Origin of the sequence: Saccharothrix sp., assembly GCF_031180885.1 — a bacterium.
GTDB lineage: Bacteria > Actinomycetota > Actinomycetes > Mycobacteriales > Pseudonocardiaceae > Actinosynnema.
Genome location: NZ_JAPSLK010000041.1, coordinates 43,568 through 62,230 on the forward strand (window position 1 = coordinate 43,568; position 18,663 = coordinate 62,230).

Here is an 18,663-nt window from a genome sequence, read left to right on the forward strand (position 1 = left end):
CTTAGGGTCGGGGCGTGGCCAAGTCCAAGCCCCTCGAACTGACCGTCGGCGAGCGCGTGGTGCGGGTGTCGAACCCGGACAAGGTGTACTTCCCGGCGCGGGGGGTCACCAAGCGGCAGGTCGTGGAGTACTACCTGGCCGTCGCCGAGCCGCTGTTGCGCGTGCTGCGCGACCGGCCCACGACGTTGAAGCGGTACGTCGACGGGGTCGAGGGGGAGGCGTTCTACCAGAAGCGGCTGCCCAAGGGCGCTCCCGAGTGGGTGGAGACGGCGCGGATCAAGTTCCCCTCCGGGCGGCCGGCGGACGAGGTCTGTCCCACCGAGCCCGCGGTGCTGGCGTGGGCGGCGAACCTGGGGACCTTCGACTTCCACCCGTGGCCCGTCCGCCGCACCGACACCGACCACCCCGACGAGCTGCGCGTCGACCTCGACCCGCAGCCCGGCACCGACTTCGCCGACGCGGTCCGGGTCGCGGGCGTGCTGCGCGAGGTCCTGGACGAGCTGGGGATGACCGGCTACCCCAAAACCTCCGGCGGCCGCGGCATCCACGTCGCAGTCCGCATCCGGCCCGAGTGGGACTTCGTGGACGTCCGGCACGCCGTGATCGCCCTGGCCCGTGAGGTGGAGCGGCGGGCGCCGGACCTGGCGACCACGTCGTGGTGGAAGGAGGAACGCGGCGAACGAGTCTTCCTCGACTTCAACCAGGCCGCCCGCGACCGCACCATCGCGTCCGCGTGGTCGGTCCGGGGTACGCCGCGCGCGACCGTCTCGACCCCGGTGACGTGGGCCGATCTGTCCACTGTGGACCCGGACGACTTCGACGTCTTCACCGTGCCGAAGTACTTGGCGGACAAGGGCGATCCCCACGCCGGCCTGGACGACGAGGCGTTCGGCCTGGAAACCCTGCTGGAGTGGTACGCCGCCGACCCGCGCGAACTCCCCTACCCGCCGGACTACCCGAAGATGCCCGGCGAACCACCCCGCGTGCAGCCGTCCAAGGCGCGCAAGAACGATTAGGCGCGGCTCGTGGAACGGTTGCAGGGTGAGGTCGTCAAGGACGTGTGGCCGGGGCTGGATCAAGCCCAACGGAAAAGCCTCGCCCGGCAGGTCGGGGAAGCGCGCTTTCCGCGCGGCACGAGATTGAACCGCCGGTAACCGAACCGGCCGACTGGGACGCCTTCGCCCGGGACCAGACCAAGGGCTGCGTGGACCGCCAGGTCGGCCGCAAGCTGGACCCCGCCTGGCTGGAGCAAGTCCCCGACTTCCTGGACAGCGTCGACCTGCAGGACGCCGAACCTGTCCTCGCCCACACCGAGGTCATGAGCGCCCACCTGCTCACCGAGAACGGCCGGATCACCGGCCTGTTCGACCTCGAACGGCCATGCGCGCCGCCCGCGAGTACGAGTTCGTCGCCACCGGCGTCTTCCCGACCCGGGGCGAGACCGGTCCCAAGCGCGCCCTCCTCGACGGCTACGGAGACGAGTCGACCCCCGGAAGGTCATGGCCTGCACGCTCATGCACGTCTACTCGAACCTCGCCTGGTACCTCCGCGAGGTGCCCACCCGGGCGACCGCGTTCGACGGCCTCGTGGAGCACTGGTTTGCTCCGACCGGCTAATTGTCGCCGCAGTTCAGCCGTGCCGGCACTGCACCTCTCGTACGATGGGCGAGGACGCCGAAGAGAGGGAGGCCGGGCATGGCGAACACGTACGTGGTGCGGTTCGTGGGCGGCCCCCTCGACGGGCGCGTCGACTCGGTGAGCATGCCCGCGGACGCGCCCAAGCCGACCGTCACCCACGTCCACCTGCACAGCGGGCCCAAGATCGTCCACCACTACGACCTGCGGTACGCGGTCGAGTACGGCTGCGAGTACCACCTCCGGGTGGAAGAGGCGTAAACAGAACTCCACCGTAGACAGCCGGCAACACGGGGTTTACCGTACGCAACAGCGTGAGAGCGCTCTCACCGCTGCCCGGGAGGTTCCCTGTGCGTACCCTTCGCCTCGCCGTGCCCGCTCTGCTCGTCGCAACCCTGGTCCCGTTCGCCCTGTCCGGACCGGCCGACGCCGTACCCGTGGGCGCGGGCAGTTACGCCGCGTCCAGGCCGGCCGGCGCCCAAGGCCCCGTCGACTCGTCCGGCCAGGCGGTGACCCCGAAGGTCACCGCGCGGATGGCCGGGAAACCGGTGCCCACCAACGACTGGTGGTCCTCACTGGTCTTCCGCCGCTACCCGGGCAACCCGTACTCCGAGAACATGTACGCCCACCCGCTGACCTTCCACGCGGCGGCCCAGGGCCTCGGCGTCGGCTACCCGACGAGCCCGAACATCACCCCGGACGGCCGGTTCTACGAGTTCATGCACCGCGACGACCTGTTCGTCGGCGTCGCCGGCCTCAACGCGCCGCGCACCCAGGTCGACGGCTGGTCCGACTGGACGGTAAGTCCACTGTGGACGGACGGGACCCGGGCCCTGCGCACCACCATCGGCCACGGTTCCCCGTACGTCTACGCCGAAGCCACCGGCGGCCTCGCGCGCGTCGGCTTCAACGGCGCGACAACGGTCTGGAGCAACACCGGCACCACCCTCGGCGTCACGGTCAACGGCCACGACTACGCCCTGTTCGCCCCCAGCGCCTGGACCCTCACCGGCACCGCCGAGGCCACCGCGAGCGCCGCGTTCTTCTCCGTCGCCGTCCTGCCCTCCCGCGACGCCCTGCCCCTGTTCCAGCGCTACGCCTTCTCCTTCGTCACCGACACCAAGGTCTCCTGGACCTACGACACCGCGTCCGCCCAGCTCACCGCCACCTACACGGCGACGACCACGGCCCGCCAGGGCACCCAGACCGGCACCCTGCAAGCGCTCTACCGGCACCAGTGGCTCAACTCCACCGACGCCGTCACCCCGCACCGCTACACGTCCCCGCGCGGCGAGATGCGCCTGCGCGAAGGCGCGTCCTTCACCACCCGCACCGCGTTCAACGGCGTCCTGCCGGCCCTGCCGCTGTCCGCGCAGGCCGACCAGAACCGGTTGCGCGCCGAGATCGACCAGGAGTTGAACGCCGCCGACCCGTGGAAGGGCGCCGTCGACACGTACTGGACCGGCAAGGCGCTGTGGCGGCTGGCCGCACTGGCCCGCGTGGCCAACCAGATCGGTTACACCACCGGCCGCGACCGCCTGCTGACCCTCGTCCGCGACCGCCTCACCGACTGGCTCACCGCCGGCTCCGGCGAGACCGAGCGCCACTTCGCCTACGACGCCACGTGGGGCACCCTCATCGGCTACCGCGCGTCCTACGGCTCCGACCAGGAACTCAACGACCACCACTTCCACTACGGCTACTACGTCCTGGCCGCCGCCGTCGTCGCGCAGCACGACCCGGCGTGGGCGTCGGACTCCCGCTACGGCGGGATGGTCAAGCTGCTGGTCAAGGACGCCAACAACTACGACCGGGCCGAGACCAGGTTCCCGTTCCTGCGCCACTTCGACGCCTACGCGGGTCACGGCTGGGCGTCCGGGCACGCGGGTTTCGCCCACGGCAACAACGAGGAGTCGTCGTCCGAGGCGATGATGTTCGCCACCGCCGCCGTGCTGTTCGGCCAGGCCACCGGCGACACCGCGCTGCGCGACGCGGGCATCTACCTGCACACCACGCAGGAGGCCGCGATCGGGCAGTACTGGTTCGACAAGGACAACGCCGTCTTCCCGGCGTCCTACGGCCACGACACGCTCGGCATCGTGTGGGGCGCGGGCGGCACCTACGGCACGTGGTGGACCGCGAACCCCGAGGAGATCCACGGCATCAACATGCTGCCGATCACCGGCGGGTCGCTCTACCACGCGGCGTGGAAGGCGGACATCAGCCAGAACATCGCCGAGCTGCGCGCCAACAACGGCGGCCCGGAGGTGGAGTGGAAGGACGTCATCCTCCAGTTCTGGGCGCTGGCCGAGCCGGCGCAAGCGCTTTCCGCCTACGGCTCCGGCCTGGACCCCGAACCCGGCGACTCCCGCGCCCACGCCCACCACTGGCTGACGTCGTTGAACACCTATGGCACCCCCGACACGACCGTCACCGCCAACACCCCCACCCACGCGGTCCTGTCGAAGAACGGCGCCCGAACCTACGTCGCCTACAACCCCACGGCGTCTCCCGTCACCGTGACCTTCTCCGACGGCCAAACGCTTTCCGTGCCCGCGGGCGCAACAGCCTGGCGCGGCCCATCAGGCCCCGGCACCGACCCCGGCTCCGGCACCACCCCCACCACCACGACAACCACCACGACCACGACGACCACCACCGCCCCACCCGCTTCCCGGGACGCGTTCTCGACCATCGAGGCCGAGTCCCACGACCAGCACAACGGCCTGGCCTCCGAGACCACCTCCGACACCGGCGGCGGCTCCAACATCAGCCACATCGCCAACGGCGACTGGGCCCTGTACCGGGGCGTGGACTTCGGCACCCGCACCGCGCGCCAGTTCTCCGCCCGGGTCGCCAGCGGGGCGGCCGGCGGCGTCAGCGGCCTGGTGGAGGTCCGCCTGGGCAGTCCCACGGGCACCGTGCTGGGCAGCTTCGCCATCGCCAACACCGGCGGGTGGCAGAGCTGGCGGACGGTCCCGGCGAACATCACCGGCGTCACCGGCCGCCACGACGTGTACCTCACGTTCACCAGCGGCCAGCCCGCCGACTTCGTGAACGTCAACTGGCTGGTCTTCGGCCAGTAGCGACTCCGCCGCCGCATCCCGCTGTTGTCCGGAAGGGAGAGGCACATGCACGTCCGAACACGCGGCTCGATCGGGGCGGCGGCGGTCGCCGTCGCGGTCGTCCTGATCGGGGCCGTGGCCGGTCTCCAGCCGGCCGGCGCGAACCACGTCGACCACAACGGCCACCCCGGTGCGCCCGACGCGGCCCAGTCCGCGGCGATCCAGGCGCAACCGGGGGCGTTGGCGGCCTCGGAGTTCCGCGCCAACTGCCGCGCGAGCCACCGGGCCGGGCACGACCCGATCATCTACCCCGGCCGGCCCGGGGTGTCGCACGTCCACGAGTTCTTCGGCAACCGGTCGACGAACGCGAGTTCCACCTACACCTCGCTGCGCGCGGCGGGCACCACGTGCGACCCGGTGGTGGACCTGTCGGCGTACTGGGTGCCGACGCTGTACAAGAACGGGGTGCCGGTCGCGCCGGAGAGCGTGACGGTGTACTACCAGGGCATCCACGACATGCAGCGGGCGGTCACACCCCCGGCGAACCTCCGGTACGTCGTGGGCAACGCGCGGGCGACCAGTCCCGACCAGAACCCGTCGGCGCGCTGGTCGTGCACCACCCAGTCGCCGTCCAGCCGGGACTTCATGAACTGCCCGGCGGGCACGAAGCTGGAGACGTACCTGGACTTCCCGACCTGCTGGAACGGCCGGGACCTGGACAGCGCGAACCACAAGGACCACATCGTGTTCTGGAACGGGTCCTGCCCGGCCACGCACAACGTGGTCCTGCCGAGGTTGGAGTTCCTGATCACGTACCCGGTCAACGGCGGCGGGTTGTCGCTGGGCGGGACGGTGAACGGCGTGAACGTCACAACGGCGCCGGGCTACACGTTCCACGGGGACTTCATCAACGCGTGGGACCAGGGGGAGCTGGAGCGGCGGGTGCGCAACTGCGTCAACGCGGGCCGCGTCTGCGGCACGAACGGCACCCCGATCTGACCCACCCACCGCACGGCCCGGGCGCACACCCCGGGCCGTGCGGTCCAGGCCGCACTTTCCGCCGAGGCTGGGCCGGGACCTTTCGCCGCAGGCGGGCTCGGCTTTCCGCCGGAGGGGTCCGCCGCAGGCGGGGGCATTTGGGGCTTGTGCGAGGTGGCCTGGGTGGGGGTGGGCGGGCGGAACGCCCGAAGCGACACAGCCCACCCACCTGCCAACCACCCCCCAACCTCCCCGAACCACCCAACCCACCCCCACCCCACCGCGCCACCGATCCCGTCGCCGCTTCTCGCTCCACCGCCCGAAGCACTCCACCGCCGCTGCTGCACCGCCGCTGCTGCACCGCCGCTGCTGCACCGCCGCTGCTGCACCGCTGCCGCTGCACCGCTGCCGCCGCGCCGCCGCCGTTGCCCGCCGCGCCACCGACCCCACACCGCGCCCACCTCCAGTCCACTGTGGACCGAAGTCGTCCCCTTGCGCTCGTCATCGCGACGGTCGCACAGTTAAGGGCACGAGCCCGCGGAATTGTCGGTGCCGTAGGGCAAGCTGCACGCTGACCGATCTTGCCCGCAGCGGAGGTGCCCCATGGTGAAGGCGAAGCAGAAGTCACTCTCCCCGGAGGACCTCGACCACCTGCGCGCGGAACTCGCCGAGGGACGTCCCCCGATGGTCTGGTTCACCGCCGCCGCCGTCGGGGTGGAGGCCGGGCGGTCGGCGAAGGTGCTGGCGTTCACCGAGCCCGAGGAAGGCGACTTCATCCAGGTGCGGCCCACCGGGGCCAAGGACGAGTTGTCGTTCTCGCCCGGAGAGCTGACCCTGGAGAAGCCCGCCCCGCGCAAGAAGGCCCCCGCCAAACCCGCGGCCACCCCCACGACCGAGCCCACCCCGACACCCGAGCCCGCCCCGATCGAGTACCCCTACGAACCGGAGCCGAGAACCGTGCCCGCCAGGACCACGCCCAAACCCACCACAGAGGCCAAACCGGAGGCCAAGCCGGCCGCCAAGCCCACCGCCGAAGCCAAGCCCCGGCCGGCCGCGCGCAAGCAGGCCAAGCCGGCCGAGGTGACCGTCACCCTCACCTCCACCGCCGAAGGGGAGTGGACGGTCGACGTCCAAACCGGCACCAAACGGGTCCTCAAGGGCGCACCGGTCGCCGCCTCCGCCGTGGCGCAGGCCGCGAAGCTCCTCCCGCCCGAGGTGGACGAAGCGGTCGAAGGGGTTTTGAGCGCTGCTCGGGAACGGCACGCCGCCCGCGTGGAACAACTCCGCGCGGAGTTGGAAGCCGCCCAACGGGCATTGGACGAGCTGTCCGGCTGAATATGCCGACACGCAGTGCGACATTCTGATGATAAATGCCGAGCGATCGGGTGACGGTACTTCCCCTGCCCGGCGGTAGGGCGCACCGTGGGGGCCGTCATACCTTGCCAGTGCTGGATGTCCGCGCGATCACGGGGAGGCCATGATGGCGGTAGAGATCACGACGGCGGAGCAGGCCCAGATGAGCGGTTGCGGCTGCTGCGGCGGCTGCACCGGGCCCGGCTGCGGGTGCTGCTCCAGCTGTTGACCCCGACCAGGCGAAAGGGCCCCGCACCGACGAGTGCGGGGCCCTTTTCACGTGAATTCGCATTGATACCCGAAAAATGGATCAGGGCGGGCACACCGTGCCACCGGACGGCACCTTCGCATTCGCCAGGAAATCGTGCGCCACGGTCGTCGCGCAGGCCGACTGCCCGAGCGCCCCGTGCCCGCTGCCCTGCCAGCCCACCAGCACCCCGGCGGGCAGCGCCTGCGCCGCCCGTTCGGTGCCACCCTGCGGAGTGACGGGGTCGTTGGCCGTGCTGATCACCAGGATCGGCGGCGCACTGCTCAGCTTCGGCACCTTCACCGCCTGCGGCACCGGGAACGGCCCGCACTGCAGCATCCGGCGGGCGAACCACGACCCGAACAGCGGGTGCTTGGACCGCCAGTCCTCGGTCATCACCTTCACCCGTTCCGGCGGGATGCGGGTGGTCGTGTCGTTGCAAGCGGTCACCATGGCCGCGTCCAGCAGCGGCGGGTTGTCGTCCCGGTCCACCACGTGCCGCCGAACGAAGTCCGTCAACGGCGCGGCGTTGCCGCCCTCGGCCGCCACGATCGCGTCCGCCAGCGCGGGCCAGCGCGGCCGGTCGGCCAGGCCCGCGAGGACCGCCGACACCGCCGTGCCCGCCGTCAGGTCCAGGTCGTTGCCGCGCACCGGCTTGTCCCGCAGCTTGCCCACCAGCGCGGTGAACCGCTTGGTGGCGTCCGCCCCCAACGGGCACCCGCGCGCCACGCAGTCCTTCTCGAACGCGCTGAACGCCGCCTCCGCCGCGACCGCCCGCGCCTCGGCCACGCCCGGCACGTCCAGCGTCGGGTCCGGCGCCCCGTCGAGCACGATCCGCCCGATCCGGTCCGGGTAGCGGCTCGCGTACATCGTCAGCACCCGCGACCCGTCGCCCACGCCGATCGCGTTGAGCAGCCCCACACCCAGCGCCTCGCGCAGCTGCTCCAGGTCCGCCGACGTCCGCCACGAGTCCACGGCGGTCAGCTTGTTCTCCAGGTCCAGCACGCACTCGTGGCTGGCCCGGCCGACCCACTCCAGCATGTCGTCCTGGTCGGCGGAGTCCGGATCGGACTCGACGATCCCCACCCGCGCCACCTCGGGCACGCACTGCACCGGGTCGGACTTACCGGTGCCCCGCCGGTCCACCCCGATCAGGGTGAACGTGCTCAGCAGCTGCGGCGGCAGCGACGCGGCCAGCCGCGCGGCCTTCAACGTGCCCGGCTCGCCGTCCGCGTCACCGACGACGACCAGCGGGCTGCCGCCGGTGCCGACCCGCAGCAGCGCCATGCCCAGGCTGCCCCGGCCGGGCCGCCCGGTGGCGTCCAGCTTCACGGTCAGCCGCGCGCACTCGTAGTTCTGGTCGCCCGCCGGCGCCGTGCCGCCCATCCGCAGCTTGGTGGACTCGGTGCACTGCGACCAGGACAGCTGGGAGCCGTAGTTCTCCAGCGGCGGGACGTCGCGCGGTCCGCTCGGTTGAGAGGTCTCGGTGGCCTCGGTGTCCCCGCGCACGGCGATGACCGGGCGCGTCGAGGGCCCCGCGCTGCACGCGGTCAGCGCGCTCAGGGCCACCAGCAACATGGCGGCGTGACGCCGACGCGGCACTTGTCGTCCCTGCCTCTCTCCCGGTCCCGGTGCGGATCTCCCGGTCTCCGGTGCAGAGCCTCACACAAAACCCGTGAGACTTCGGTGAGCGGGCCGGGTGAGAATGGCCGACGTGGTCATGGCGCACATCGAAGGCATGCCCGAGCGGCGGCTCCCCTCCACCGGCCCGTTCACGGCGGTGGCCCGGGCGTACGGGGCGATCCCGCCGCCCGCGCTGGTCCTGCTGGGCGTGATCAGCGTCCAGGTGGGCGCGGCGGTGGCCAAGCAGCTGTTCACGATGGCCGGCGCGGCGGGCACGGTGACGCTGCGGCTCGCGCTCGCGGCGGTGATCCTGCTGCTGGTGTGGCGGCCGTCGCTGCGGCTGGACCGGCACACGCTGCTGGTCGTCGCGGGCCTGGGCTCGGTGCTCGGCGTGATGAACCTGACCTTCTACCAGGCCATCGAACGCATCCCGCTGGGCGCAGCGGTGACCATCGAGTTCCTCGGGCCGCTCGCGGTGGCCGTGATCGGGTCCCGCCGGTGGGTGGACGGGCTGTGGGCGCTGCTCGCCGCGGTCGGTGTCGTGCTCCTGACCAGGGCGGACGGTGGCCTGGAGCTGGTGGGCGTGCTGTTCGCGCTGGCCGCGGGCGCGTGCTGGGCGGCCTACATCCTGCTCACCGCCGCGCTGGGCAGCCGCACGTCCGACGGCAAGGGCCTGGCGCTGGCGATGGTGTTCGGCGCGCTGGTCGCGCTGCCGTTCGGCGTGGCCGAGGCGGGCGCCATGCTGCTGGACCCGGTCGTGCTGATCGCGGGCACGGCGGTGGCGCTGATGTCGTCGGTCGTGCCGTACTCGCTGGAACTGGAGGCGCTGCGGCGCATCCCGCCGCGGGTGTTCGGCATCCTGATGAGCCTGGAGCCCGCGGTGGCGGCGGTCGCCGGGTTGATCCTGCTGCACGAGGCGCTGCGGCCTGCACAATGGGTCGCGGTGTGCTGCGTGGTGCTCGCGTCGGTGGGCGCGACGCGGAGTGCGCGGCCGGAGGCTTAGCGGAGGTCAGCGGTGGTGCGCAGCGAGGCGTCGACGGTCGAGGACTACCTGGACGAGCTGCCCGCCGACCGCCGGGAGGCGCTGGCCGCGGTGCGGGCGGTGATCCTGGCGAACCTGCCCGAGGGCTACGACGAGGGCATGGCGTGGGGCATGATCACCTACTCCGTGCCGCTGAGCCGCTCCGGCAAGACCTACAACGGCCGCCCGCTGGGGTACGTGGCCCTCGCCGCGCAGAAGAACCACCTCTCGCTGTACCTGATGGGCGTGTACGGCGAGCGCGAGCAGGAGTTCCGCGAGGCGTTCGAGGCGACCGGGCGGAAGCTGGACATGGGCCGCAGCTGCGTGCGCTTCCGGACCGCGGACGACCTGCCGCTGGACCTGATCGGGCGCGAGGTCGCGAGCCAGTCGGTGGACGACTTCCTGGCGAAGGTGCGGGCCGCGCGCGGCGAGTGAGTCGTGCGGCGAGTGGGTCGTGCGGCGAGTGGGTCGCACTGGGCGCGGCCTCCGGCCCCCAAGACCCGCGGCCTCCGGCCCCCAAGACCCGCGGCCTCCGGCCCCCAAGACCCGCGGCCTCCGGCCCCCGGAACCATTGTCCCACGCACCACCGACAATTCCGGACCACCGACGTCCCGGACCACCGACGTCCCGGACCACCGACGTCCCAGACCATCGGCCACTGCGGTCACTGGCGGCCGGTCTCCTCCTTGGTGATCTCCTCCTTGCCGAGGTGGCCGTCCACCAGTTCGCGGCCCCGGGCCTCGAACATCTCCGCGTACAGGGCCGAGTACTTCTCGTAGGTCGCCACCGGGTCCTGGCTGCGGGCGGCTTCGGCGCGGAACTGGTCGCGCAGGCGGCGCATGTTGTTGACGTCCGCCCGGCGCTTCTGGCTGTGCAGGTAGGGCTTGAAGGTCACGTTGAGACCGCCCACCACGGCCGCGATGAGCAGCAGGGTCTTGCCCACGACGGTTTCCGAGGACGTGAAGCCCACCGCCAGCACGGCCGGCACGAGCACGAGGATGATCGTGTAGACCACGCCCACCGTCCGGTGCACCAGCCGCCACCTGGTCAGGGTGCGGCAGTCCTTGGCCATCCGGTCGTCGAGTTCCTGGATCAGCGCATCGACTGTGGTCGCCACGGCGGACAACGGTAGCGGTGCGGCGTCGGCGCCGGAGGGGTTTTCAGGCCGGCTTCACCTCGCCGCGCAGCACGGACTCCACGTCGTACCGGGCGGGCTGGTCCAGTTGGTCGTAGCGGCACGACTCCGGGGTGCGGTCCGGTCGCCAGCGGCGGAACTGGCCGTTGTGGCGCAGGCGGACCGGTTCGGCGCCCTCGGTCTGGGAGTAGGCGATCTCCAGCACGCGCTCGGGGCGCAGCGGGACCCAGTCTGCTTGCTTGCTGCGCCAGCGGTTGATCTCACCGGGCAGCCGCCGGCCGTCCGGGTCGACCAGCCACGGGTGGTCCTCGGTGGTGATCAACGGCGAGAGTTCTTGCGCCAACGCCCGGCGCTCGGCGGCCTTGAACGAACCGACCACGCCGACGTGGTTGAGGACGCCGTCGTCGTCGTGCAGGCCCAGCAGGAGCGAGCCGACGGCCGTGCCGGGCTCGGTGTCCTTGTGCCAGCGCAGCCCGGCGACCACGCACTCGGCGGTGCGGGCGTGCTTGACCTTCACCAGGGTGCGCTTGCCCGGCGTGTACGGGCTGCCGGCCGGCTTGCCGATGACCCCGTCCAGGCCCGCGCCCTCGAACAGCTCGAACCACTGCCGGGCCAGGTCCGCGTCACCGGTGGCCGGCGTGAGGTAGAGGGAGTCGCCCGGGGTGACCAGCTCTTCCAGGCGCGCGCGGCGCTTGCTGGTGGGCTGGTCGAGCAGGAGGTCGTCGCCGACCGCGAGCAGGTCGAACGCCACGAAGACGGCCGGGGTCTGGGCGGAGAGCAGCTTGATGCGGCTCTCGGCCGGGTGGATGCGCTCGGACAGGGCGTCGAAGTCGAGCTTGTCGTCCTTGGCGACGACCAGTTCGCCGTCCACCACGACCCGTTCGGGCAGGGTGCGCAGCAGTGCGGCCACCACCTCGGGGAAGTAGCGGTTGAGCGGTTTGCCGCTGCGCGACTGGAGGACGACCTCGTCGCCGTCGCGGAACACCAGGCAGCGGTAACCGTCCCACTTGGGCTCGAACACCCAGCCGTCGCCGGTCGGGATCTCGTCCACCGCGTTGGCCAGCATGGGCTGCACGGGCGGGTTCAGCGGAAGCACCACGCGCGCCATCCTGCCTGGTGGAGCCGGTCGGCGCACCCGGTCTCAGCGGACCCGCCGGTGGGCGCGCGCGGTTCCGCGGACCCGCCGGTGGGGCGCACCGGGCCTCAGCGGACCCGCCGGTGGGCCGCGCGGGGTTTCAGCGGACGCGCCGGTGGGCGCGGTCTCAGCGGACCCGCCGCTTGGTGCGCGCGGCCAGGTCCAGGCGGACGGCGGCGGGCAGGGTGGGCACGTCCAGCGCGTCGCGGGCCCGGGTGAGCACGCCTTCGAGGTCCTGCCACACGCGGCGGACGTCCGCGCCCTGGCGAAGCGTCAGGGTCACCCGCAGCGCGGGCGCGCCGACCACCTTGACCCGCGCGGCGGCCACCCCGGCGACCCGCGCGGCGTCGGTCTGGACGGCCTGGGCCAGGGCGTCGGACGTGACGGTCAGGCCGTCCTCCAGTCGCAGGTCGGGGTGGCTCTCCGGCGTCACCGCCCGCCACGCCCAGCGCAACCCGACCACGACGGCCCCGACCCCGACGACCAGCGCGCCGATCCGCACCCACAGCAGGTGCGGGCCCAGCGGGTCGAGGTCCAGGACCGGCTGGTCGACCCGGAGCAGGTTCAGGGTGAGCGCGCCCGCGCCGGCCAGCAGGGCGAGCGTGCCCAGGAGGGCCGCGCAGAGGCGTTCGGTGCGGTAGGAGCGGGCGATCACGGCTGGTCCTCCGCGGCGCGTTCCTTGAGGGGGCGGTCCTGGAAGGGGCGGTCCTTGGGGGAGTGCACGACGACCGTCACCCTCGGGTGGCGGGGCATGGGCAGGTTCGCCACGGCCTCCCGCGCGACCTCCAGCAGCCGGGGCCGCAGCGTGGCCTCGTCGTGCAGACCGCTGGTGGCGCGGACGTGCACGCGGCGCTTGGACGCGGTCACCGTCGCGCCGGTCACGCCGTCCTCCTCACGCACCCGGTTGCCGACGACCCGCGCCAGCGCGGTGGGCGTGGTGGCGACGACGATGCCCTCGGCGGGGGAGTGCAGGCGCAGGAACGTCCTCCGCGACAACGCCGCCAGCACCAGCAGCACCAGGCCCGCCGCGATGGTGAGCAGCGCGACCGCCCGGACCAGGTCGTCGGTCCACCGCAGCCCGGCCAACCGCGACCACGGCACCAGGTGACCGCGCCCGGACCAGTGCCAGGCGACCTCCGCGACCAGCACCAGCCCGGCGGCGGCCACCGCCAGGCCCAGGAACGGGGACAGCACCCGCAGCAGCACGCGCACGGCTCACTCCACTCGCGATCGGGACTCGGACACCAGCGCGGTCACCGTGACGTCGACCCAGCGCACCCGGTAGCCGGTGATCCGCTGGACCTCCGCGGTCACCGCCCGCCGCACCTCGGCCGCCGCCGCCCGCACCCGCACCGGGTAGGGCAGGGTGACCCGCACGGCCACGTCGACGTGGTTGCCCTCCCCGCTCACCTTCACCACCGCGCCGCGCCCGGCCGCCCGCGCCGCCACCTTGCGCACCACGGACGGGTGAACTTCGAGGGTGCCGCGGTCGTTCACCGGTCGCGGCCCCGGCCCCGGCCGAAGAGGTCGCTGAGGTCGAGTTGCCCGTCCAGCACGCGGCCGGCGACCAGCCCGATCACGCCCACCGCGAGCGTCACCAGGAACGCGGTGAAGCCGGTCGTGGCGGCGAGACCGAGGACCAGGCCCGCGAGCAGTCCGGTCTGGGTTGCGTTCATGCCAGTGCTCCCTGCTTGTGCTGGTTCAGGACGCGCCGGGGCCGGCGCGTGAACAGCCGGTGCCACCACGCCCGCCGCACCACCACGACCGGCGCGTCGAACCGGCTGCCGGTGCCGTCCCGGCGCGCGGCACGCAGCTCGGCGAGCCCGCGGGCGAAGAACTCGGGGTCCCCGCCGACGTCGGGGTGGTGCTGCCGGATGAAGGCGCGGATGTCCGCCCGGGTCGTCACAGGACCTCCAGGTCAGCCACGGTGACGTCCACTGGCGCAGGCCCCGTGACCGCCCTGACCGCCGCGCGCAACTCGGCGACCACCTCCGGTATCGGCCGCGCGGACTTCAAGACCCCGAACTTCAGCACCACGGACACGGACGTCCGCTCGGCCAGGCGCACCCCGTCCACCCGGCGACCGGGCAGGTAGGAGGCGAACCCGCCGTCCAGCCGCGCGACGGCCGGGTGGGCGAGCACCGCGGCCTCGACGCGTTCAGCCGGGTCCACCGGGCGAGCCGGTTCGGCGGCGCCCATCACTCGACCCGCGACTGCGCCTGGTCGCCGTCACCGTTCTCCTCGGGCAGGTGGATGTCGTTGACCGCGATGTTGACCTCGATGACCTCCAACCCGGTGATCCGCTCGACGTTGGTGATCACGTTGCGCCGCACCGCCCGCGCCAGGTCGACGATCCCCGCGCCGTACTCGACCACGATGTCCAGGTCGATCGCGGCCTGCTTCTCCCCGACCTCCACGGTGACCCCGGCCGTGGTGGACGTCCCCGCACCCGGGATGCGCTCGATCAGCGCCCCGAACGCCCGCTGCACCCCGCCGCCCAGCGCGTACACGCCCGCGATCTCACGCGCGGCGAGACCCGCCACCTTCTGCACCACCGTGGAGGCGATGGTGGTCCTGCCCTGCGCCGTGTCGTCGGCGAGGCGGGCGGGCGGGCCGCCCTCCGGTTGCGCGGCCGTGTTGTGGGCTGCCATGGGTGGGTCCTTTCCGAAGCCGATGTGCTCAGGTTCGGATGCGGACCGCGGCCAAGTCCTCACGGCGATGTGACGCGCGTCACTCCGTTCGGGTGCGTCGGTAGCGCACGAGCAGGGCGCTCTCGTAGCGCAGGATCGACGCCAGCTCCACGTCGCGCGGCGCGTCGAGCAGGGGACCGGTCGCGATGCGGCCCGAGTCGCCGGCGGCGAGCAGCGGCGCGTACGTGATGCACAGCGTGTCCACCAGGTCCGCCGCGATCAGCGCGCCGAACAGCGTCGGCCCGCCCTCGCAGTCCACCCGCCGCAGCCCGCGGTCGTCCAACGCCTTGAGCGCTCGCGTCATATCCACCGCGTCCTCGCCCGCGACCACGACGTCCGCGCCCGCCTCGGCCAGCGCCCGACGCCGCTCGACCGGAGCCGCCGACGTGGTGATCACGATCGGCGGCACCGAGGTGTTCACCACCAGCGGCGACGTCGGCTCGATCGAGCAGTTCGCGGTCACCACCGCGATCGGCGGCAGCTCGGCCAGCCCCAGCCGCGCGCGGCGCTCCCGGCGCACCTCGCCCGCCTTGATCCCCTGGTAGCCCTCGACCAGGGCGGTGCCCGCGCCCACCAAGACGACGTCGGCCAGGTCGCGGCCCAGGGCGAAGACCTTCTTGTCCCCCGGGTTGCCCAGGCCCCCGGACCTGCCCGACACCGACACCGCCCCGTCGAGGCTGGCCACGAAGTTCACCTGCACCCACGGCCGGTCCAGGTCGGGCGGGTAGTCGTACAACCGTTCCAGCTCCGTGTCGGTGATCTCAGCGACGGGTGGCGGCCACAACATCTGCACGACCCCATCCCAGCACGCCGTTACGCTGCGGGCATGTCTGCCCCGCGCCTGTCCGACCGCGATCCCCACGTCGACGCGGGCGAACTGGTCGGCGCGATGGTCCCGCCACCGCGCTTCGACGGGGTCCGCTTCGCCACCTACCTGCCCAACCCGGACGAGCTCAGCCAGGCCGCCGCGGTCGAGGCGTGCCGCGCGTTCGCCGAACGGGTCTCCGCGGCCGGCGCCGGCAAGGGCTTCTTCGGCTCGCTGTTCCGCCGCTCCGCCGAGGAGGGCAAGCCCGGCCTGTACCTCGACGGCGGGTTCGGCGTCGGCAAGACCCACCTGCTGGCTTCGCTGTGGCACGCCGTGCCCGGCCCGAAGGCCTACGGGACGTTCGTCGAGGTGACCAACCTGGTCGGCGCACTCGGTTTCACCGAGACCGTGGCGCGCCTGTCCGGCCACAAACTCCTCGCCATCGACGAGTTCGAGCTGGACGACCCGGGCGACACCATGCTGGTCACCCGCCTGATCAAGGAGCTGACGGCGGCCGGCGTCGCGGTCGCGGCGACCTCCAACACGCTGCCGGACAAGCTGGGCGAGGGCCGGTTCGCCGCCGCGGACTTCCTGCGCGAGATCCAGTCCATGTCCGCCAAGTTCACCGTCGTGCGCGTGGACGGCCCCGACTACCGCCACCGCGGCCTGCCCGACGCGCCCGACCCGATGTCCGACCAGGAGCTGCTGGCCAAGGCCGAGAGCACTCCCGGCGCCACCCTCGACGACTTCGGCGCGCTGTGCGCCCGGCTCGCCCAGATCCACCCCTCCCGCTACGGCCGGCTGCTCGACGGCGTGTCCGCGGTGTTCCTGCGCGGCGTGACGCCCGCGCCGGACCAGGCCGTGGCGCTGCGCCTGGTCGCCTTCGGGGACCGGCTCTACGACCGGGACATCCCCGTGGCGGTGTCCGGCGAGGCGCTGTCCGAGCTGTTCACCGCGGAGATGCTGCGCGGCGGGTACCGCAAGAAGTACCTCCGCGCGGTGTCCCGGCTGGTAGCCCTTTCGCGCTAGTTTTGCCCGGTAGGCGCCGGGTATCCCACGGCCGTGATGAGCGATGCGGAACGCCGGACTCTGCGCGAGATAGAGCACAGGCTGTCCGCGGACGCCCCCGACCTGGCCGGCGTGCTGGCGTCGGGTCGCCCGCGACGTGTGACCTGTGCGCACGTGCTGGCCGCGGTCTTCGCGGCCCTGGGTGTGTTGCTGATGGTGCTGTCGGCGCTGGGCCCCGCGCTCGCGTCGTTCGGCTGCGCGTCACTGGCCTTGCTGATGCGCGGCTACAGCTGGCGGTAGAAAACCCGTTCGCCTCGGGGCGGGGTTCCGGGCGACCATGCCCGGCGTGGGATTCCTCGACGCGAACGGGCTCGCCTACCGACTGCCGGACGGCCGCGAGCTGTTCCGCGACGTGTCGTTCAAGGTCGGCGCGAACGCGGTGGTGGCGCTGGTCGGCGCCAACGGCGTGGGCAAGACGACCCTGCTCCGCATCCTCTCCGGCGAACTGGCCCCTGCCGAGGGTTCCGTCCGCGTGCAGGGCGGCTTGGGCGTGATGCCCCAGTTCGTGGGCTCCGTCCGCGACGCCTCGACAGTCCGGGACCTGCTGCTGGCCGCCTCGCCGGTGGCTGTGCGGGACGCGGCCCTGGAACTGGACGCCGTCGAACTCGCCCTGATGGAGACCGACGACGAACCCACCCAACTCCGCTACGCGGCGGCTCTGGCCAACTGGGGCGAGGCCGGCGGCTACGACGCCGAGGTCCTGTGGGACACCGTCACCGTCGCCGCCCTCGGTGTCCCCTTCGAGCGCGCCCGCTTCCGCGAGGTCCGCACCCTGTCCGGCGGCGAGCAGAAACGCCTGGTGCTGGAGGCTCTGCTGAGGGGCCCCGAACAGGTGCTTTTGCTGGACGAGCCGGACAACTACCTCGACGTCCCCGGCAAGCGCTGGCTGGAACAGCAACTGGTGGACACCCCCAAGGCCGTCCTCCTGGTCAGCCACGACCGCGAACTCCTCAACGTCGCCGCCACCCACGTGGTGACCGTCGAAGCCCACTCGGCTTGGACCCACGTCGGCTCGTTCGGCACCTGGCACGAGGCTCGCGCCGCCCGAATCGACCGCCTGCGAGAACTCCACCGCCGCTGGGACGAGGAACACGCCCGCCTCAAGGAGCTGGTGCGGACCCTCCAGATCCAGGCCAAGATCAGCGAAGCCATGGCCGCGAAGTACCGCGCCATGAAGACGAGGCTCGCGAAGTTCGAGGAAGCCGGCCCGCCGCCGGAGCTGCCGTCGAGCGAGAAGGTCGCGCCCAGGCTGCGCGGTGGTAGGACCGGGGTGCGGGCCATCACGTGCACGGGCTTGGAGCTGTCGGGGTTGATGAAGCCGTTCGACACCGAGGTGTTCTTCGGCGACCGGGTGGCGGTGCTGGGGTCGAACGGTTCGGGCAAGAGCCACTTCCTGCGTTTGCTGGGCGGTTCGTCGGACGTGGCCTTCAGCGGTGCGTGGAAGTTGGGTGCCCGGGTGGTGCCCGGCTTGTTCGCCCAGACCCACCAGCACCCCGAGTGGCTCGGCCGGACTTTGGTCGACATCCTCTGGCACGGCTCAGAGGGCCGGCCGGGTCGGGACCGTGGTGCCGCGATGGCGGTTTTGGACCGTTACGGCCTGGCGCGGTGCGGGGACCAGCGGTTCGAGACGTTGTCCGGTGGGCAGCAGGCGCGGTTCCAGGTGTTGTTGTTGGAGCTGTCGGGGGCGACTTTGCTGCTGCTGGACGAGCCGACGGACAACCTGGACCTGAACTCGGCGGAGGCGTTGCAGTCGGCGTTGGCGGAGTTCACCGGCACCGTGGTGGCTGTCACCCACGACCGCTGGTTCGCCCGCTCGTTCGACCGGTTCTTGCTGTTCCGCTCGGACGGCGAGGTCGTGGAGGTCCCCGAACCGGTGTGGGACGAGGAACGCGTCCGCCGCGCCCGGTAG

21 protein-coding genes and 1 pseudogene are annotated in these 18,663 nt (G+C 72.2%); 11 read left to right on the top strand and 11 right to left on the bottom strand.

The window, feature by feature from the left end; all coding sequences use genetic code 11:
* Positions 1-14: 14 nt before the first annotated feature.
* From ligD to RIN75_RS32160, 6 genes and pseudogenes are all read left to right on the top strand, one after another.
* Positions 15-1,016: a non-homologous end-joining DNA ligase gene (gene ligD, locus RIN75_RS32140; protein ID WP_309115814.1), complete on the top strand. Its 1,002-nt coding sequence runs from the start codon at positions 15-17 to the stop codon at positions 1,014-1,016.
* A gap of 44 nt (positions 1,017-1,060) precedes the next feature.
* Positions 1,061-1,318, top strand: a pseudogene (locus tag RIN75_RS44260) (hypothetical protein); the annotation flags it as partial.
* A gap of 376 nt (positions 1,319-1,694) precedes the next feature.
* Positions 1,695-1,895 carry a hypothetical protein gene (locus RIN75_RS32145; RefSeq protein ID WP_309115815.1) on the top strand — a complete coding sequence of 67 codons (201 nt, stop codon included), beginning with the start codon at positions 1,695-1,697 and terminating at the stop codon, positions 1,893-1,895.
* 89 nt (positions 1,896-1,984) lie between these two features.
* A complete protein-coding gene (locus RIN75_RS32150; protein WP_309115816.1) occupies positions 1,985-4,720 on the top strand; it encodes a glycosyl hydrolase in 2,736 nt (911 codons plus the stop codon).
* A 45-nt stretch (positions 4,721-4,765) separates the two neighbouring features.
* Positions 4,766-5,698 carry a DUF1996 domain-containing protein gene (locus RIN75_RS32155; RefSeq protein ID WP_309115817.1) on the top strand — a complete coding sequence of 311 codons (933 nt, stop codon included), beginning with the start codon at positions 4,766-4,768 and terminating at the stop codon, positions 5,696-5,698.
* 582 nt (positions 5,699-6,280) lie between these two features.
* Positions 6,281-7,012 carry a DUF6319 family protein gene (locus tag RIN75_RS32160; RefSeq protein ID WP_309115818.1) on the top strand — a complete coding sequence of 244 codons (732 nt, stop codon included), beginning with the start codon at positions 6,281-6,283 and terminating at the stop codon, positions 7,010-7,012.
* 328 nt (positions 7,013-7,340) lie between these two features.
* On the opposite strand, the gene RIN75_RS32165 is transcribed toward RIN75_RS32160, so the two are convergent.
* Positions 7,341-8,879, bottom strand: coding sequence for an alpha/beta hydrolase (locus tag RIN75_RS32165; protein ID WP_309115819.1), 1,539 nt, complete (start codon positions 8,877-8,879; stop codon positions 7,341-7,343).
* A 103-nt stretch (positions 8,880-8,982) separates the two neighbouring features.
* Here RIN75_RS32165 and RIN75_RS32170 point away from each other — a divergent pair, with 103 nt between their 5' ends.
* Both RIN75_RS32170 and RIN75_RS32175 read left to right on the top strand, forming a co-directional pair.
* Positions 8,983-9,903, top strand: coding sequence for a DMT family transporter (locus RIN75_RS32170; protein WP_375296050.1), 921 nt, complete (start codon positions 8,983-8,985; stop codon positions 9,901-9,903).
* A 12-nt stretch (positions 9,904-9,915) separates the two neighbouring features.
* Positions 9,916-10,356: a DUF1801 domain-containing protein gene (locus tag RIN75_RS32175; RefSeq protein ID WP_309115820.1), complete on the top strand. Its 441-nt coding sequence runs from the start codon at positions 9,916-9,918 to the stop codon at positions 10,354-10,356.
* Between the two features lie 229 nt (positions 10,357-10,585).
* Here the strand turns inward: RIN75_RS32175 and RIN75_RS32180 are convergent, their stop codons facing one another.
* The 10 genes from RIN75_RS32180 to RIN75_RS32225 form a co-directional block, all read right to left on the bottom strand.
* Positions 10,586-11,038 (bottom strand): hypothetical protein, encoded by a 453-nt coding sequence (locus RIN75_RS32180; RefSeq protein ID WP_309115821.1) that lies wholly within the window; start codon positions 11,036-11,038, stop codon positions 10,586-10,588.
* Between the two features lie 43 nt (positions 11,039-11,081).
* Positions 11,082-12,164, bottom strand: coding sequence for an ATP-dependent DNA ligase (locus RIN75_RS32185; protein WP_309115822.1), 1,083 nt, complete (start codon positions 12,162-12,164; stop codon positions 11,082-11,084).
* A 154-nt stretch (positions 12,165-12,318) separates the two neighbouring features.
* Positions 12,319-12,846 (bottom strand): alkaline shock response membrane anchor protein AmaP, encoded by a 528-nt coding sequence (locus tag RIN75_RS32190; RefSeq protein WP_309115823.1) that lies wholly within the window; start codon positions 12,844-12,846, stop codon positions 12,319-12,321.
* On the bottom strand, positions 12,843-13,403 hold the full coding sequence (locus RIN75_RS32195; protein WP_309115824.1) for a DUF6286 domain-containing protein: 561 nt from the start codon (positions 13,401-13,403) through the stop codon (positions 12,843-12,845). Before RIN75_RS32195 ends, RIN75_RS32190 begins: the two co-directional genes overlap by 4 nt.
* Positions 13,404-13,406: 3 nt before the next feature.
* Complete coding sequence (locus RIN75_RS32200) at positions 13,407-13,688, bottom strand: Asp23/Gls24 family envelope stress response protein (RefSeq protein ID WP_309115825.1); 282 nt, start codon at positions 13,686-13,688, stop codon at positions 13,407-13,409.
* Positions 13,685-13,867: a hypothetical protein gene (locus RIN75_RS32205; RefSeq protein WP_309115826.1), complete on the bottom strand. Its 183-nt coding sequence runs from the start codon at positions 13,865-13,867 to the stop codon at positions 13,685-13,687. Before RIN75_RS32205 ends, RIN75_RS32200 begins: the two co-directional genes overlap by 4 nt.
* The gene (locus tag RIN75_RS32210; protein ID WP_309115827.1) at positions 13,864-14,097 is read right to left on the bottom strand and encodes a hypothetical protein; all 234 of its coding nucleotides are present in this window, start codon (positions 14,095-14,097) and stop codon (positions 13,864-13,866) included. The genes RIN75_RS32205 and RIN75_RS32210 overlap by 4 nt, the downstream gene beginning before the upstream one ends.
* Positions 14,094-14,390 carry a hypothetical protein gene (locus tag RIN75_RS32215; RefSeq protein ID WP_309115828.1) on the bottom strand — a complete coding sequence of 99 codons (297 nt, stop codon included), beginning with the start codon at positions 14,388-14,390 and terminating at the stop codon, positions 14,094-14,096. The genes RIN75_RS32210 and RIN75_RS32215 overlap by 4 nt, the downstream gene beginning before the upstream one ends.
* Positions 14,390-14,842 (bottom strand): Asp23/Gls24 family envelope stress response protein, encoded by a 453-nt coding sequence (locus RIN75_RS32220; RefSeq protein ID WP_309115829.1) that lies wholly within the window; start codon positions 14,840-14,842, stop codon positions 14,390-14,392. The genes RIN75_RS32215 and RIN75_RS32220 overlap by 1 nt, the downstream gene beginning before the upstream one ends.
* A gap of 79 nt (positions 14,843-14,921) precedes the next feature.
* Entirely contained in the window at positions 14,922-15,668 is a 747-nt protein-coding gene (locus tag RIN75_RS32225; protein ID WP_309115845.1) for a pyrimidine reductase family protein, read from the bottom strand.
* 39 nt (positions 15,669-15,707) lie between these two features.
* Here RIN75_RS32225 and zapE point away from each other — a divergent pair, with 39 nt between their 5' ends.
* The 3 genes from zapE to RIN75_RS32240 are packed head-to-tail and all read left to right on the top strand — an operon-like array spanning position 15,708 to position 18,663.
* Positions 15,708-16,715: a cell division protein ZapE gene (zapE, locus tag RIN75_RS32230; protein ID WP_309115830.1), complete on the top strand. Its 1,008-nt coding sequence runs from the start codon at positions 15,708-15,710 to the stop codon at positions 16,713-16,715.
* A 36-nt stretch (positions 16,716-16,751) separates the two neighbouring features.
* On the top strand, positions 16,752-16,994 hold the full coding sequence (locus tag RIN75_RS32235; RefSeq protein ID WP_309115831.1) for a DUF3040 domain-containing protein: 243 nt from the start codon (positions 16,752-16,754) through the stop codon (positions 16,992-16,994).
* Positions 16,995-17,031: 37 nt separating this feature from the next.
* Positions 17,032-18,663, top strand: coding sequence for an ATP-binding cassette domain-containing protein (locus RIN75_RS32240; RefSeq protein WP_309115832.1), 1,632 nt, complete (start codon positions 17,032-17,034; stop codon positions 18,661-18,663).

Excerpts from the sequence above, each read along its gene's own strand:
- RIN75_RS32155 (WP_309115817.1), top strand. The coding sequence starts at position 4,766 with ATGCACGTCCGAACACGCGGCTCGATCGGGGCGGCGGCGGTCGCCGTC.
- RIN75_RS32225 (WP_309115845.1), bottom strand. The coding sequence starts at position 15,668 with ATGTTGTGGCCGCCACCCGTCGCTGAGATCACCGACACGGAGCTGGAA.
- RIN75_RS32205 (WP_309115826.1), bottom strand. The coding sequence starts at position 13,867 with ATGAACGCAACCCAGACCGGACTGCTCGCGGGCCTGGTCCTCGGTCTC.
- RIN75_RS32215 (WP_309115828.1), bottom strand. The coding sequence starts at position 14,390 with ATGGGCGCCGCCGAACCGGCTCGCCCGGTGGACCCGGCTGAACGCGTC.
- RIN75_RS32220 (WP_309115829.1), bottom strand. The coding sequence starts at position 14,842 with ATGGCAGCCCACAACACGGCCGCGCAACCGGAGGGCGGCCCGCCCGCC.
- RIN75_RS32240 (WP_309115832.1), top strand. The coding sequence starts at position 17,032 with ATGCCCGGCGTGGGATTCCTCGACGCGAACGGGCTCGCCTACCGACTG.
- RIN75_RS32170 (WP_375296050.1), top strand. The coding sequence starts at position 8,983 with ATGGCCGACGTGGTCATGGCGCACATCGAAGGCATGCCCGAGCGGCGG.
- zapE (WP_309115830.1), top strand. The coding sequence starts at position 15,708 with ATGTCTGCCCCGCGCCTGTCCGACCGCGATCCCCACGTCGACGCGGGC.
- RIN75_RS32185 (WP_309115822.1), bottom strand. The coding sequence starts at position 12,164 with ATGGCGCGCGTGGTGCTTCCGCTGAACCCGCCCGTGCAGCCCATGCTG.
- RIN75_RS32160 (WP_309115818.1), top strand. The coding sequence starts at position 6,281 with ATGGTGAAGGCGAAGCAGAAGTCACTCTCCCCGGAGGACCTCGACCAC.
- RIN75_RS32235 (WP_309115831.1), top strand. The coding sequence starts at position 16,752 with ATGAGCGATGCGGAACGCCGGACTCTGCGCGAGATAGAGCACAGGCTG.
- RIN75_RS32145 (WP_309115815.1), top strand. The coding sequence starts at position 1,695 with ATGGCGAACACGTACGTGGTGCGGTTCGTGGGCGGCCCCCTCGACGGG.